General features: G+C 68.3%; 14 protein-coding genes and 2 tRNA genes. 6 read left to right on the top strand and 10 right to left on the bottom strand.

The window, feature by feature from the left end:
* Complete coding sequence (locus AA983_RS09820; protein WP_052947052.1) at positions 1-597, top strand: rhomboid family intramembrane serine protease; 597 nt, start codon at positions 1-3, stop codon at positions 595-597.
* A 19-nt stretch (positions 598-616) separates the two neighbouring features.
* Here the strand turns inward: AA983_RS09820 and AA983_RS09815 are convergent, their stop codons facing one another.
* The gene (locus tag AA983_RS09815) at positions 617-1864 is read right to left on the bottom strand and encodes an MFS transporter (RefSeq protein ID WP_082128835.1); all 1248 of its coding nucleotides are present in this window, start codon (positions 1862-1864) and stop codon (positions 617-619) included.
* Positions 1865-1966: 102 nt separating this feature from the next.
* Between AA983_RS09815 and AA983_RS09810 the strand changes: the two genes are divergently transcribed.
* Positions 1967-2587, top strand: coding sequence for a type II toxin-antitoxin system PemK/MazF family toxin (locus AA983_RS09810; RefSeq protein WP_052947051.1), 621 nt, complete (start codon positions 1967-1969; stop codon positions 2585-2587).
* 67 nt (positions 2588-2654) lie between these two features.
* On the opposite strand, the gene AA983_RS09805 is transcribed toward AA983_RS09810, so the two are convergent.
* Positions 2655-3137 carry a GNAT family N-acetyltransferase gene (locus tag AA983_RS09805; protein ID WP_047312049.1) on the bottom strand — a complete coding sequence of 161 codons (483 nt, stop codon included), beginning with the start codon at positions 3135-3137 and terminating at the stop codon, positions 2655-2657.
* Positions 3138-3322: 185 nt separating this feature from the next.
* Here AA983_RS09805 and AA983_RS09800 point away from each other — a divergent pair, with 185 nt between their 5' ends.
* Positions 3323-4663: an acyl-CoA dehydrogenase family protein gene (locus AA983_RS09800; protein ID WP_047312048.1), complete on the top strand. Its 1341-nt coding sequence runs from the start codon at positions 3323-3325 to the stop codon at positions 4661-4663.
* A 46-nt stretch (positions 4664-4709) separates the two neighbouring features.
* A complete protein-coding gene (locus AA983_RS09795) occupies positions 4710-5945 on the top strand; it encodes an acyl-CoA dehydrogenase family protein (RefSeq protein ID WP_047312047.1) in 1236 nt (411 codons plus the stop codon).
* A gap of 253 nt (positions 5946-6198) precedes the next feature.
* Here AA983_RS09795 and AA983_RS09790 read toward each other — a convergent pair.
* From AA983_RS09790 to AA983_RS09780, 3 genes are all read right to left on the bottom strand, one after another.
* Positions 6199-6274 (bottom strand) — tRNA-Ala (locus AA983_RS09790).
* Positions 6275-6631: 357 nt separating this feature from the next.
* Positions 6632-6707: transfer RNA gene (locus tag AA983_RS09785), tRNA-Ala, on the bottom strand.
* Between the two features lie 73 nt (positions 6708-6780).
* Positions 6781-7326 (bottom strand): DUF4442 domain-containing protein, encoded by a 546-nt coding sequence (locus tag AA983_RS09780; RefSeq protein WP_052947059.1) that lies wholly within the window; start codon positions 7324-7326, stop codon positions 6781-6783.
* 199 nt (positions 7327-7525) lie between these two features.
* Between AA983_RS09780 and AA983_RS09775 the strand changes: the two genes are divergently transcribed.
* Positions 7526-8968 carry an MFS transporter gene (locus tag AA983_RS09775; protein ID WP_047312046.1) on the top strand — a complete coding sequence of 481 codons (1443 nt, stop codon included), beginning with the start codon at positions 7526-7528 and terminating at the stop codon, positions 8966-8968.
* On the opposite strand, the gene AA983_RS09770 is transcribed toward AA983_RS09775, so the two are convergent.
* Genes AA983_RS09770 through AA983_RS09755 form a run of 4 tightly spaced genes read right to left on the bottom strand, consistent with a single transcriptional unit; the run spans position 8949 to position 10821 of the window.
* Positions 8949-9611 (bottom strand): histidine phosphatase family protein, encoded by a 663-nt coding sequence (locus AA983_RS09770; protein WP_047312045.1) that lies wholly within the window; start codon positions 9609-9611, stop codon positions 8949-8951. The two genes, AA983_RS09775 and AA983_RS09770, sit on opposite strands and share 20 nt — an antisense overlap.
* Positions 9611-9982, bottom strand: a complete 372-nt coding sequence (gene rsfS / locus AA983_RS09765) for a ribosome silencing factor (protein ID WP_047312044.1) — start codon at positions 9980-9982, stop codon at positions 9611-9613. The genes AA983_RS09770 and rsfS overlap by 1 nt, the downstream gene beginning before the upstream one ends.
* Complete coding sequence (gene nadD / locus AA983_RS09760) at positions 9983-10591, bottom strand: nicotinate-nucleotide adenylyltransferase (protein WP_255352627.1); 609 nt, start codon at positions 10589-10591, stop codon at positions 9983-9985.
* Positions 10588-10821, bottom strand: a complete 234-nt coding sequence (locus AA983_RS09755) for a hypothetical protein (protein WP_047312042.1) — start codon at positions 10819-10821, stop codon at positions 10588-10590. The genes nadD and AA983_RS09755 overlap by 4 nt, the downstream gene beginning before the upstream one ends.
* Before the next feature lie 101 nt (positions 10822-10922).
* On the opposite strand from AA983_RS09755, the gene AA983_RS09750 reads away from it, so the two are divergent.
* Positions 10923-11921 (top strand): glycosyltransferase family 2 protein, encoded by a 999-nt coding sequence (locus AA983_RS09750; RefSeq protein WP_047312041.1) that lies wholly within the window; start codon positions 10923-10925, stop codon positions 11919-11921.
* Between the two features lie 44 nt (positions 11922-11965).
* Here the strand turns inward: AA983_RS09750 and AA983_RS09745 are convergent, their stop codons facing one another.
* A complete protein-coding gene (locus AA983_RS09745; protein WP_047312040.1) occupies positions 11966-13237 on the bottom strand; it encodes a glutamate-5-semialdehyde dehydrogenase in 1272 nt (423 codons plus the stop codon).
* Positions 13238-13535: the final 298 nt, after the last annotated feature.

Here is a 13535-nt window from a genome sequence, read left to right as displayed (position 1 = left end):
ATGGACCTTCGTGAGCGAACGCGCCAGGCCGGTGGACGGGCAGGGTCCTCCGCCGTCGACACCGCCTTCTTCGTGGCCCTGCTGTGGGTCGTCGAGATCATCGACGTGATCACGCGTCACGCCGTCGACCGCTTCGCGTCGTTGCGCGCCTGGGAGTTCACCGACCTCCCGTCGATCTTCACGTTCTCCTTCGCGCACTACGGGTGGGCGCACCTCATCGGCAACACGGCGCTGCTGCTGCCCTTCGGCTTCCTCCTCGGCCTCAGCGGACGACGGGTGGCCGTGCAGGTGACGCTCGTCGTCATGGTCTGCTCGGGTCTCGCGGCGTGGGCCCTCACTCCCCCGCACTCTGCGACGGCCGGAGCGTCCGGCATCGTCTTCGGCTGGCTGACCTACCTCATCGTGCGCGGCGCGTGGAGCAAGCGCTGGACCGAGGTTGCACTCGGCCTCGCGCTCCTCGCCGTGTTCGGTGACGTCCTGTGGGGCGTTCTCCCCGGGGCACAGGGCGTGTCGTGGCAGGGGCACCTCGGCGGCGCGGCCGGCGGACTGCTGTCTGCCTGGCTCATCAACGACAAGCGCTCGCGTCGTCGATTCTGAGCAAACGCCGAAGGGTAGGTCAGGCAGCTGCCGCGTGCTGCGAGGCCGCCTCACGGCGTGAGGTGAACGCTGACGCCGCAGCCACGACGGCGCCGAACACGGCGAGAATCGCACCGACACGCGAGCACCACTCGTAGCCGAGCCCCGCGTCGAGGACGACGCCGCCGAGCCACGCCCCGAGGGCGTTGGCGAAGTTGAGCGTCGCGTGGTTGAGCGCGGCGGCGAGCGACTGACCCTCGTGGGCAACGTCCATGAGGCGGATCTGGATCATCGGCACCATGACCGTCGGCAGGAAGCCGAGGAGCCAGACGAACAGCACGGCCGTCGGCTTGTAGTGCGCGGCGTACCCGAACAGGGCGAGCATGACGGCGATCGCGATGAGGCAACCGAAGATGCCGCGCATGAGCCCGTGCATCGCGACGCGTCCGGAGACGAGCGCGCCACACGTCATGCCGACGCCGTACACGACGAGGATGAGCGGCACGGTGGCCTCGGAGAAGCCGGTCAACTCGGTCATCGTCGGGGCGATGTAGCTGAACGTCGAGAACATGCCGCCGAACCCGACGATGCCGATGGCGAGCGCGAACCACACCTGCGGCCGGGTGAGCGCCTTGAGTTCCTTCTTCGCCGTGACGAGTCCCGTCGTCCCCTGGTGAGGCACCCACGCCAACACGGCGAGCGCCGAGAGCAGACCGATGACGGCCACGAGCGCGTAGGGCCACTGCCATCCCATGCGCTGCCCCATCCACGTCGCGATCGGCACGCCGATGACGTTGGCGACGTTGAGGCCGCCGAGCGTCATCGAGACGGCCCAGGTGCGCCGGTGTTGGGCAACGAGCGACGCAGCGACAACCGCACCAAGGCCGAAGAAGGCACCGTGCGGCATGCCGGAGACGACACGGGCAGCGAGGAGCACGTGGTAGTTCGGAGCCAAAGCAGCCCCGACGTTGCCGACGAAGAACGCGAGCATGAGGCCGATGAGCACCGTCTTGCGCGGCACCTTGGCGAACACCATCGTGACGAGCGGCGCGCCGATGACGACACCGAGCGCGTACGCGGAGACGGCGTTGCCCGCCTGCGGGATCGAGATGCCGAGACCGCGGGAGATGTCGGGCAGCAGCCCCATCGTGACGAACTCCGTCGTGCCGATGGCGAAGCCGCCGAGCGCGAGCGCCGCGATCGCGAGACCGGCCCGCGGATGTGCGCCGTTGCCCTCGTCGACGACGGAGGGGTCGGCGATGTCGCGGAGCGCGGTCGGTTCGGTCACCTATCGATTGTTCCAGCCGCCGAAGAGTGCCTCGTACCGTCCGCGGGGCTGCCGACGCGTGTGTTTCGTCACGAGGGCGGGCCCGCTCGTTAGGCTCGTGGCGTGAACCTCAAGCAGATGGCCGGTCGTGTCGCTACCTCCCTCGCGCGCGAGGGCATGAGGGCTCTTCTCGACGGAAGATCGCGCTCGGATCGCTCCGGTGCTGCGAAGCGATCGCAGGCGCCGAAGACCCCGGGCACCGTCGCGACGCCACAGCACTCACGGGGCGGCGGGCGGCGCTCGCCTGCATCGAACGCCCCCGCCGACACGGGCTATCGAGGCGACTGGCATGGCGCCCTGCCCGCCACGAGCTGGCAGGCGAAGGACGACGGCCGTCCCGACCCCGGCGAGATCGTCTGGGCGTGGGTGCCGTACGAGGAGGACCACACCCAGGGCAAGGACAGGCCGGTGCTCGTCGTCGCCCGTCACCCGCAGGAGGACAGCGTGACGCTCGCGCTCCCCCTGACGAGCAAGGACCACGACCGCGACGCCGCGCAGGAAGCACGAGCCGGTCGGCACTGGATGGACATCGGATCGGGCGCGTGGGATCGCGCCGGGCGTCCGAGCGAGGTTCGCCTCGACCGCATCCTCCAGCTCGACGAGGCCTCGGTGCGCCGCGAGGGCACGGCACTGGATCGCGGGATCTTCGAGTCGGTCATCGCCGCCGTTCCAGGACGGCGCTGACCGAGAACGACGACAGGTCTGACCGACGCCGCTGACGCTGTCATGCCGCGCCGGGTCGCGAGACGAGTCAGTCCAGGCCCATCGACATGTGTTGGAACGGCCCGACCGGGCTGAACCCGGCCTTGCGGTAGAGCGAGTGGCCACTCTCGGTGGAGAACAGGCTCACCCACCCGGCGTCCTGTTCGCGACACCAGGCGAGCGCGGCGTCGAGCAAGGTCTTGCCGTAGCCGCGACCGCGGAAGACCAGATCGGTGCTCATGTCACCGAGGTACGCCGAACGCCCCGATCCGTCCGGTCCGGGAAGGTGCTGCTCCACGGACGTCGAGACGATCGATGCGAGCGGTGTGCCGGGGCCCGCACCCTCCTCGGCGTCGATGACGAAGCACGCGTAGTTCGGCGAGTCGAGCAAGGTCGCCGCGGCTGCCGCGCATCGCTCGCGCCACGCGTCGTCGAGCTCGATGTGCCATGGCCAACCGTCCTCCATGAGCAGGCCCTTGAGTCGGACGATCTCGGGGATGTCGGAGTGTTCGGCGCGACGGACGGTGACCATGCGCCCAGGGTACGACCCGGCCCCCCCAGCGTCGTGGCGCCCCGTCCCCAACGCACAGAGCCACGCGCCGAAGAGGTTGTTACCGATACTCACAGTTTCCGATACCGCGCGTACCTACGATCAGGTAACCTCAGGGAAAGTTGGCCCGCCGGGGGGCCGCTCAACGATCCAGAGGAAAGGCCGAGATGACTTCCACGAACTCGAAGGCGTCGATCGCCGACAAGGGCCAGGCGGTCGCTCTTCGACTGTTGGCCAAGGCGGGCGGGCACGACCTGCTCAAGAACCCCGCCGTGCGCTCCAAGGTCGAGCGCGCGCTCTACAACGGCAGCAAGCAGGGCTTCAAGGTTCAGACTGCCGCGGGCCGTGCGTTCGCGAAGAAGAGCGGTTCGGGTGAGCCGGCACGTCCGGCCCCGACGAAGCCGCGTCGGGAGTTCGACCTCACGCCGACCGAGGACCAGGCGATGATCGCCGGAGTCGCTGCCGAACTGGCCGACGAGGTTCTGCGTCCCGCAGCCGCCGACGCCGACGGTGCCCGCGCCGTGCCCGACGAGATCCGCGCCCAGGCGGCCGAGATGGGCCTGACGCTCCTGTCCGTTCCCGCCGAGCTCGGCGGTGTCGCCGAGGAGCGCTCCGCCGTCATGAACGTGCTCGTGCTCGAGCACCTCGCCCGCGGCGACATGGGTCTCGCGGTCGGCATCATGGCGCCCGCCGCCGTTGCCGGAGCGATTGCCTCCTACGGTTCGTCGGCGCAGCAGGAGACGTACCTTCCCGCGTTCACCGACGAGAAGAAGCCTGCCGTCGCCTCGCTCGCGATTGCCGAGGCCGGCCCGCTGGCCGACCCGCGCAAGCCCGCTACCAAGGGCGAGCTCCGCGGCGACAAGCTCGTTCTCACCGGCGAGAAGGCCCTCGTGCCGTGCGCCGACTCGGCCGAGCTGTTCGTCGTCACGGCCGAGGTCGACGGCGACCTGCGCCTCGTCATCGTCGAGGCCGGCACCGAGGGCCTCAAGGTGAGCGACGACCCGGCCATGGGTGTTCGCGCGTCGCACACCGGCCGCCTGCACCTAGAGAACGTCGAGGTCTCCGCGGACCACCTGCTCGGCACGAGCGAGGACGCGCTCGACGCGATCCGCCGTTCCCGCCTCGCCTGGGCCGCTCTCGCGTGTGGCACCGGCCGCGCCGTGCTCGACCAGGTCTCGCAGTACGTGACGGAGCGCAAGGCGTTCGGTGAGCCGATCGGTCACCGTCAGGCTGTCGCGTTCACCGTGGCGAACATCGCGATCGAGCTCGACGGCATGCGCCTGGCAACGCTGCGTGCGGCGGCTCGTCTCGACTCCGGCCGCAAGCCCGAAGCAGCCGCCGAGGCCATCGCGCACGCCCGCGCGCTCGTCACGAAGTACGGCGCGCAGATCGGTAGCGACGCGGTTCAGCTGCTCGGCGGCCACGGCTTCGTCAAGGAGTTCGACAACGAGCGGTGGTACCGCGACCTGCGCGGCGCAGGCGTCCTCGAGGGCGGCGTGGGCGTCTGACGCCTCACTCCCCCACTCCCCGAAGATTTCGCGCAAAGGAAACGTCATGATCGATCTCGAAATCCCGAAGAAGTTCGTTCCCCTCGTCAAGCAGGCCGGTTCGATGGCCGACGAGGTCTTCCGCCCCGTCAGCCGCAAGTACGACCTCGCCGAGCACGAGTACCCGCGTGAGCTCGACCTCGTGTCGGCCCTCATCGACGGCATGTCCGACTCGGGCGCCGGAAACGGCGCCGGTGCCTCCGGCTCGACGCGCGCCGCCGAGGACGAGGAGAAGCCGAGCAAGTCCGCCAAGAAGGGCGGCAACAAGAACGGCGCCAACATGAGCTCGGCGCTGTCCATCATGGAGACGTGCCGCGGCGACGTGGGCCTGACGCTGTCGATCCCCCGCCAGGGCCTCGGTAACGCCGCCATCGCCGCCGTCGCGAACGACGAGCAGAAGGAGCGCTACGGCAACCGTTGGGCCGCCATGGCGATCACCGAGCCGGACACCGGCTCGGACTCCGGCAACATCCGCACGACGGCCACGAAGGACGGCGACGAGTACGTCCTCAACGGCGAGAAGATCTTCGTCACCTCCGGTGAGCGCGCCGAGCTCGTCGTCGTGTGGGCGACGCTTGACAAGTCGCTCGGCAAGAAGGCCATCAAGTCGTTCGTCGTGGAGCGCTCGAACCCGGGCCTCAAGCTCGTGCGTCTCGAGCACAAGCTCGGCATCCGCGCCTCCGACACCGCCGCGTTCGTGCTCGACGACTGCCGCGTGCCGGCCTCCGACCTGCTCGGTGACCCGGAGATCCGCACCGAGGGCGGCTTCGGTGGTGCGATGCAGACGTTCGACAACACGCGTCCGCTCGTCGCGTCGATGGCCGTCGGCCTGACGCGCGCCTGCCTCGACTTTACGCGCGCCGCGCTCGAGAAGACCGGCCACGGTCAGGACTGGGACGCCCCGATCGCCGCGCAGTCGTACGCGAGCGCCCGACTCGTGCAGATGGAGGCCGACTACGAGGCCGCGCTCCTGCTCACGCTGCGCGCCGCGTGGATGGCCGACAACGGCAAGCCCAACTCGATGGAAGCGTCGATGGCGAAGGCCAAGGCCGGCCGCACCTGCGTCGACGTCGCACTGTCGTGCATCGAGCTCGTCGGTGTCGACGGCTACGCCGAAACCGAGCTGCTCGAGAAGTGGGCGCGCGACTCGAAGATCCTCGACATCTTCGAAGGCACGCAGCAGATCCAGCTGCTCGTCGTCGCCCGGCGCCTACTCGGCCTGACGAGCGGCCAGCTCAAGTGACGCACTGACGAGTGCCAGAAGGGGCGGGTGTCTTCGGACGCCCGCCCCTTCTGCGTGTGCACCGCCAACCGGGTTCGATCCTTAGGGCAAAGCAGAAGGGCCAGGACGAAAAGCGTGTCCTGGCCGTTCTGCCATTGGTGGAGCTATGGGGACTCCGTCGGACTCGCTAGCGCTCGCCCTCCTCCTCGAATCACAAAGTTCAATAAATGGCAGAACGACCAGGACGAAAAGCGTGTCCTGGCCGTTCTGCCACTGGTGGAGCTATGGGGATTCGAACCCCAGACCTCTTCCATGCCATGGAAGCGCGCTACCAACTGCGCCATAGCCCCGCGCTCACCGGGGTGAGCAACACGGTTACTTTACCCTCCGGTCGCCTCCGCGCCAACTTGGGCCGGGCCCGGCTCCGTCCTACGGAGCAGCGCCACGCCTGCACCTCCGGCGGCCGGCTCCGGGCGGGATGACGCAACGAGGTGCGGATTCTTCCCCTCTTGTGTCCAAGGGCGCATCTTGCGCGCAAGAAGGGAAGATCTCGTCCCTTGTTGCCTTGTGGTTCGGTGGCTGGGGTCGATGACGCGAGCTATGGGGACCCCGTCGGGCTCGCTACGCTGCGGCGGCTCCTCGAATCGCCATGTTCGATAAATGGCAGAACGGCCAGGACGAAAAGCGTGTCCTGGCCGTTCTGCTATTGGTGGAGCTATGGGGATTCGAACCCCAGACCTCTTCCATGCCATGGAAGCGCGCTACCAACTGCGCCATAGCCCCGCGCGAATAACTCAGCAACGCTGAGCGACTCGCACACTTTAGCGAGCCTTCACGGCCACCCGCAAATCGGGGGTCAGCCGACGTTCGACGCCTCTGAAACCGGCGCGCCGGTCGACTGCGCCTGCCTCTGGCCCGCGGCTCGATCCGAGCGCTTACGGATGTAGACCACGCGCTTCGCGTGAGCCACCACGGTGCCGTCCGCCATGTGAAGATCGCATTCGAACGTGTGCAGCACCTTGCCCTCGGCGTCAGCCTTCGCCTTCAACTCGGCGACGAGTTCCTTGGGCGCTTCGAACTCCGCATAGACGGTGCCCGTGCCCGGCTTCTTGAACTCGATCTCGCACGCCTTGTCCCACACGAGATAGTCCGTGCCGAGCTGGTGCATGAGCAGGAGCGGGAAGAACGCGTCCGTCATCGCGTTGATCGACCCACCGAACGCCGTGCCGTTCTGGTTGCGATTGAGGCGGTTGAGCCGCAGCTCGACGCGCGCCCGCGTCCAGTCGTCGGAGAACTCCCGCACGCGGATTCCCGCGCCCAGCAGGGGCGGATAGAAGTTCATCAGCCGCGCCAGGCGACGTGCGGACATCCGCTTGCGTTCACGACCCGCGTGCTTGCTCATCCTCAGCCTCTCTCGGTGACACTCGGCGACGTCGTAGTCGCCCAACTCGTCGGTAACCTCGCGCACCAACCTACTCGAACCCCGCACCCCACCCCGGGGTGCGGCACTTCGACTGGGGCGCAACAGAACCGGTGCAACATCGCATTTCGGCCCGCGTACGCTGACGGGGAGACAACCGCTCGAAACCTGGGGGCGCGGCATGCCGCAGAACGCACTGAGAACGATCACGACGAACATCCCGGCACGGCTCGACCGGCTGCCGTGGTCGGCCTGGCACTGGCGCATCCTCGTCGGCCTCGGCACCGTCTGGATTCTCGATGGCCTCGAGGTGACGATCGTCGGATCCCTGTCGCAGGCCCTGCAGGATCCGAAGAACGGCCTGGCCCTCTCGAGCGGTGACATCGGCATGGCGGGCGCCGTCTACGTCGCGGGGGCGTGTCTCGGGGCCCTGTTCTTCGGACATCTCACAGACCGCATCGGACGCAAGAAACTCTTCATGGGCACTCTTGTGCTCTACACCGCAGCAACCGTGCTGACCGCCTTCTCGATGAACCCGGTCTGGTACTTCGCGTGCCGCTTCTTCACCGGTGCCGGCATCGGTGGCGAGTACGCCGCCATCAACTCCGCCATCGACGAGCTCATCCCCGCGAAGTACCGGGGCAACGTCGACATCGTCGTCAACGGCACCTACTGGCTCGGAGCGATGTTCGGCGCCCTGCTCACCGTCTTTCTGCTGGACCCGACGAAGGTCGACCAGTCCTGGGGCTGGCGCGCGGCGTTCGGACTCGGCGCGCTTCTCGCCCTCGTCATCCTCGTCGTGCGCCGTCACGTACCCGAGAGCCCGCGCTGGCTGTTCATCCACGGTCGCGACGACGAGGCCGAGGACGTCGTCACCGACATCGAGCACCACGTCGAGACGCAGAGACATGAACGCCTCGAGAACGTGGGCGACGACGAGACGATCACCATCAAGCAGCGTCACTCCATCACGTTCGCCGAGATCGCCCACACGGCCTTCACGCGCTACCCCAAGCGGACGGTGCTGTGCCTCGCGCTCTTCGTCGGCCAGGCCTTCCTGTACAACGCGTTCTTCTTCACCTATGGCGACGCTCTCGGCACGCTCCTGCACGTCGAGCAGGCCGGCTGGTACATCGCCGCGTTCGCCCTGTCGAACTTCGCCGGCGCGTTGTTGCTCGGCCGTCTGTTCGACACCATCGGCCGCCGCATCATGATCACCGCCACCTACGTCATCTCCGGGGTGCTCCTCGTCGTGGTCGCGTTCTTCCTCGGCTCGTTCAGCGCCGTGACGCTCACGGCGGCCGGTTGCGTGACGTTCTTCTTCGCCTCCGCAGGCACGTCGTCCGCCTACCTCACAGCCTCGGAGATCTTTCCGATGGAGACGCGCGCCATGGCGATCGCGTTCTTCTACGCCGTCGGTACCGCGGTCGGAGGCATCGCCGGCCCGCTCTACTTCGGCAAGCTCATCGAAGGGGCCGACTCGATCTCGGCCATGGCACCCGGGTACTGGCTCGGTGGTGCGCTCATGATCGGCGCCGGCATCCTGGAAATCTTCCTCGGCGTCGATTCCGAGCAGCAGTCGCTCGAAGACATCGCCGCGCCGCTCAGCGCGCAGGAGTCGTGACGCCCACGTTCCACTGCTCGATCGCCCAGCGCGCACCGTCGCCCACGAGCGTCACCCAGTGACAGTTGCCCACGGACGCGAACGTGGCGGCGAGCGTGGCGTGGGGAAGCTCCACGGCGTCGGCCACGAGGGCTCGCATCGCGGCGCCGTGCATGACGAGCAGGGCGCTCTCCCCCGGCCCCAGCACCTCGACGGCCTCGTCGAATCCCTGACGGGCCCGGGCCGCGACGTCCGCCATCGTCTCGCCGTGGATTCCGCGCGGGATGTCCTCACCGCGTGCGATGGCGGCGCTCTCGTCCGGGTAGGCCTCGAGCACCTCGCTCTGCAGCATGGTCGACCACACACCGGCGTCGATCTCGACGAGCCGCTCGTCGCGACGTCGCCGCAGCGGCCGGCCCCGCAGGTCGAACGCGCCCTTCAAGACGGCGGCCGTCTGCGCCGCCCGCCGCAACGGCGAGTAGGTCAGCGAGACGATCGACGCGTCCCGCACGAGCACCTCGGCCGCCCGCTCCGCCTGGGCGAGTCCCGTGGCATCGAGGGCGATGTCCGTTCGTCCCTGCCAGCGCTTCTCCAGATTCCACGCCGTTTGACCGTGGCGCAGCAAAATGGCCCGCCGAAGCGGGCCATCGAGCGGTGCGACCATCAGGTAGCGGCTTCGTCGAGATCCAACTCGATGACGGGGCAGTCCTGCCAGAGGCGCTCGAGGTCGTAGAACTCCCGGTCCTCCTCGTGGAAGGCCTGCAGCACGATGTCACCGAAGTCGATGAGCACCCAACGGCCCGACGCGCGGCCCTCGCGGCGCACCGGCTTGGAGCCGAGCGGCAACAAGGCCTCCTCGACGGCGTCGACGATGGCGTTGACCTGACGCTCGCTCTCCGCCGAGGCGATGACGAACGTGTCGGTGATCGCGAGCTGGTCGCTCACGTCGAGGGCGACGATGGACGTCGCAAGCTTGTCCGCAGCGGCCTGGGCGGCCGCCTGCGTCAGTTCGATGGAACGGTCTGTAGCCGTCACCTAGTCCTCCTGGAGGTGGCCCGCTTCGGGGCCGTAAAGCTGATACTTGTGGATGTACTGCACGACGCCGTCCGGCACGAGATACCAGACCGGCTTTTCGCCGCGAACGCGGTCACGGCAGTCGGTGGAACTGATCGCCATGGCCGGAATCTCCTGCAGGGTGACGCGATCACGCGGGAGCCCGTGGTCACTCAACTCGTGCCCGGGCCGGGTGACGCCGATGAAGTGGGCGAGATCCCACAGCTCCTCGACCCCCTTCCACGACAGGATCTGTGCCAGGGCGTCGGCGCCCGTGATGAAGAACAGTTCCGCGTCGGGACGCTGCGCGTGCAGATCCTTCAACGTGTCGCGCGTGTACGTCGGGCCGGCACGATCGATGTCGACACGGCTGACGCTGAAGCGCGGGTTCGAGGCTGTCGCGATGACCGTCATGAGGTAGCGGTGCTCCGCAGCCGCGACGTCACGACCGGCCTTCTGCCACGGCTGCCCCGTGGGCACGAAAATGACCTCGTCGAGGTCGAGGAGGCTTTGAACCTCACTCGCCGCGACGAGGTGACCGTGGTGAATGGGGTCGAACGTACCGCCCATGACCCCGATTCGTGGTGTCAGTGCGAAGCCCCGTGCTTCTTGTGGTTGTCGGGAGCCGGGCCACCATGGTGAGCCTGACCGCGCGGCGCACCGAAGCGGGCAGCCGTGTTACGGAAGGCCCACAGCAGCGCGAACAGCAGCAAGAAGATGGTGAACGCCATGAGACCGAAGCCCCACGGCGGCATGAAGATGTGGTTCTCCTCGAGCTCCGGAACCTCAACGGCTGCGGCGAGCGAAACAAGCGACGTCATGAAAGCAAGGATACTGCCTCGACACAGCATCGGCACAGCAGGCCCTCCTAACGTCGCTGACGCCAGGCCGTTGCGCACCGCACGTCACGAGAGCTGCCGTCATGAATCCCCACCTTTCCGTCGTCGTCCCCATGTTCGACGAGGAGTCCGTCCTCCCCCTCTTCGTCGAGCGACTCCGCCCCGTGCTTGACGATCTGCGCGCGTCCTACGAGGTCGTGTGCGTGGATGACGGCTCCCGTGACGCGACGCCCGCTCTGCTCGAGCGCTACCGCCGCGCGTGGCCGCAGCTACGCGTCGTCCGGTTGCGCGCCAACTCGGGTCACCAGGCCGCGATCAGCGCCGGCCTCGCCCGCGCACGTGGCGACTGGGCGGTGACGATCGACGCCGACCTGCAGGATCCGCCCGAGGTGATCAGCGAGATGCTGCGCGTCGGCACGGAGCGCGGCGTCGACGTCGTCTACGGCGTGCGCACGGATCGCTCGAGCGACACGTTCTTCAAGCGGGTCACCGCCGAGGGGTTCTACGCCGTCATGGCCCGGCTCGGCGCACGCGGCGCGATGAACGCCGGCGACTTCCGGATGATGTCGCGCGCGACCGTCGACGCCGTTCTGGCCCTGCCGGAGACGAACCGCGTGCTGCGCCTCGCCGTGCCGACGCTCGGTTTCCCCTCCGCCGAGGTCGGCTACCGCCGCGAGGAACGCGCCGCCGGCCGCTCCAAGTATCCGCTGAGCAAGATGTTGCGGCTGTCGCTCGACGCCGTCACCGGCGCATCGAGCGCACCGCTTCGCCTCGCGACGTGGTGCGGGCTGCTCGGATTGCTCGTCGCCTTCGGCGTCGGCGCGTTCGCGTTGTGGGCCAAGGTCATGGGCCACTCCGTGACGGGCTGGGCCTCCACGATCGTCGTCATCAGCGGCTTCGGGGCCGCGCAGTTGCTCGGCCTCGGGCTCCTGGGCGAGTACGTGGGCCGTATGTTCACCGCGGTGCAGGCACGCCCGACGCACTACGTCGCCTACGACTCGCTCGAGGAGTCCGCGCTCGGCCGCCAGCCGTCGATCGAGCACCTCGCCTCGGAACCCGCCGTAATCGCGCACGCGTCGTGAAGGAGGGCGGGTCGGGCAGTCCGTCACGGCATCGGCGAGGCCGCTCAGCGGATCTGACCGTCTCCGTCGACGACCCACTTGGTCGTCGTGAGCTCGGCGAGCGCCATCGGTCCGCGGGCGTGCAGCTTCTGCGTCGAGATGCCGATCTCGGCGCCGAAGCCGAACTCGCCGCCGTCGGTGAAGCGCGTCGAGGCGTTGACCATGACGACGGCCGAGTCGACCTGGGCGATGAACGTGCGTGCGGCGGCACGGTTCTCGGTGACGATGCAGTCGGTGTGGTGCGTCGAGTAGCCGTCGATGTGCTCGATGGCCTCGTCGAGTGAGTCGACGACGCCGACGGACATTTCGAGGTCGTGGAACTCGGTGTTCCAGGCTTCGTCCGTGACGGGCTTCGTCTCGACGTCGCCGGCGAGGTCCGTGGCGCGCTCGTCGGCGTGAAGGGTCACGTCCTTGTCGGCGAGCGTGCGCAGCACGCGCGGGAGGAACTCGTCAGCGACGTCGCGGTGCACGAGCAACGATTCGGCGGCGTTGCAGACGCTCGGACGGTGCGTCTTGGAGTTCACGGCAATCTCGAGCGCCATGTCGAGGTCGGCGTCGGCGTCCACGTAGACGTGGACGTTGCCGGTGCCGGTCTCGATGACGGGCACGGTGGAGCCGGTGACGACGGTCTCGATGAGCTTCGCTCCCCCGCGCGGAATGACGAGGTCGACGAGGCCGCGCGCGGTGATGAGTGCCTGGACGTCCTCGTGGCCGCCGTCGAGCAGCTGCACGGCGTCGGCGGGCAGGCCTTGGCGTTCGAGGCTCTCGCGGAGCGCGGCGACAATGGCGGCGTTGGTGTCTGCGGCTGCGGAGCCACCGCGCAGGATCATGGCGTTGCCGCTCTTGAGGCCGAGGCCGGCCGCGTCCACCGTGACGTTGGGGCGGGCTTCGTAGACCATGCCGACGACACCCATGGGTACGCGAACCTGCTTTATCTGCAGGCCGTTGGCAAGGGTGTTGCCGCGCACGACCTCACCCACGGGGTCGGGCAGTGCGGCGAGATCGCGGAGGGCCTGCGCGACGGCGCTGACGCGTTCGGGCGTCATGCGGAGGCGGTCGGCGAGGCTGTCGGAGATGCCGGCGTCGCGGCCGCGTTCGAGGTCGCGTTCGTTTCCGGCGACGATGCTCGCCTCGGCGGCTTCGATGGCGTCGGCGAGGACGCCGAGGGCGGCGTCCTTCTCGGCGCGTGACAGCAGGGCGAGTCGCTTCGAGGCGACGCGCGCGGCCTTTCCGGCTGCGGCGACCCGTGCGGTGGACTGCTCAAGGTTGCTGTTCATGTTTTTCATCCTATGGAGGGGCCAACAGCGACCCAAACGCGAATGCGGCCCGGGTCACATACCAAGCCCACAGAGCAGGCCAGGGCCACCCACCTGGTCCCTCAGCTCAAAGGGGCGACGGACCCAAGCCGAGTAGGCGCACTGCAGCCCACGGCCGACTGAAGCCCAGCACCGGCAAAGCCCAACACTCTTCGAAGAGCCAACCACGCTGGAGGCGGACTCCACGAGGAGATCAGGGCGCGCGAGAACCCCGAGCTTGCGAGGGGTTCTCACGCGCCCTGATCGACGAGTGGCCCGA

Source organism: Dermacoccus sp. PE3 (genome assembly GCF_001021715.1).
Lineage (GTDB): Bacteria > Actinomycetota > Actinomycetes > Actinomycetales > Dermatophilaceae > Dermacoccus > Dermacoccus abyssi.
The sequence above is the reverse complement of the archived record's forward strand: the minus strand, read 5'-3'. Positions and strand labels throughout refer to the sequence as shown.

What these genes read in the sequence shown, in the direction of transcription:
- AA983_RS09805 (WP_047312049.1), bottom strand. Translation starts at nt 3,137, where the DNA reads ATGGTCACCGTCCGTCGCGCCGAACACTCCGACATCCCCGAGATCGTC.
- AA983_RS09755 (WP_047312042.1), bottom strand. Translation starts at nt 10,821, where the DNA reads ATGACGTCGCTTGTTTCGCTCGCCGCAGCCGTTGAGGTTCCGGAGCTC.
- AA983_RS09770 (WP_047312045.1), bottom strand. Translation starts at nt 9,611, where the DNA reads ATGGTCGCACCGCTCGATGGCCCGCTTCGGCGGGCCATTTTGCTGCGC.
- AA983_RS09775 (WP_047312046.1), top strand. Translation starts at nt 7,526, where the DNA reads ATGCCGCAGAACGCACTGAGAACGATCACGACGAACATCCCGGCACGG.
- AA983_RS09795 (WP_047312047.1), top strand. Translation starts at nt 4,710, where the DNA reads ATGATCGATCTCGAAATCCCGAAGAAGTTCGTTCCCCTCGTCAAGCAG.
- AA983_RS09745 (WP_047312040.1), bottom strand. Translation starts at nt 13,237, where the DNA reads ATGAACAGCAACCTTGAGCAGTCCACCGCACGGGTCGCCGCAGCCGGA.
- AA983_RS09750 (WP_047312041.1), top strand. Translation starts at nt 10,923, where the DNA reads ATGAATCCCCACCTTTCCGTCGTCGTCCCCATGTTCGACGAGGAGTCC.
- AA983_RS09800 (WP_047312048.1), top strand. Translation starts at nt 3,323, where the DNA reads ATGACTTCCACGAACTCGAAGGCGTCGATCGCCGACAAGGGCCAGGCG.
- AA983_RS09820 (WP_052947052.1), top strand. Translation starts at nt 1, where the DNA reads ATGGACCTTCGTGAGCGAACGCGCCAGGCCGGTGGACGGGCAGGGTCC.
- AA983_RS09780 (WP_052947059.1), bottom strand. Translation starts at nt 7,326, where the DNA reads ATGAGCAAGCACGCGGGTCGTGAACGCAAGCGGATGTCCGCACGTCGC.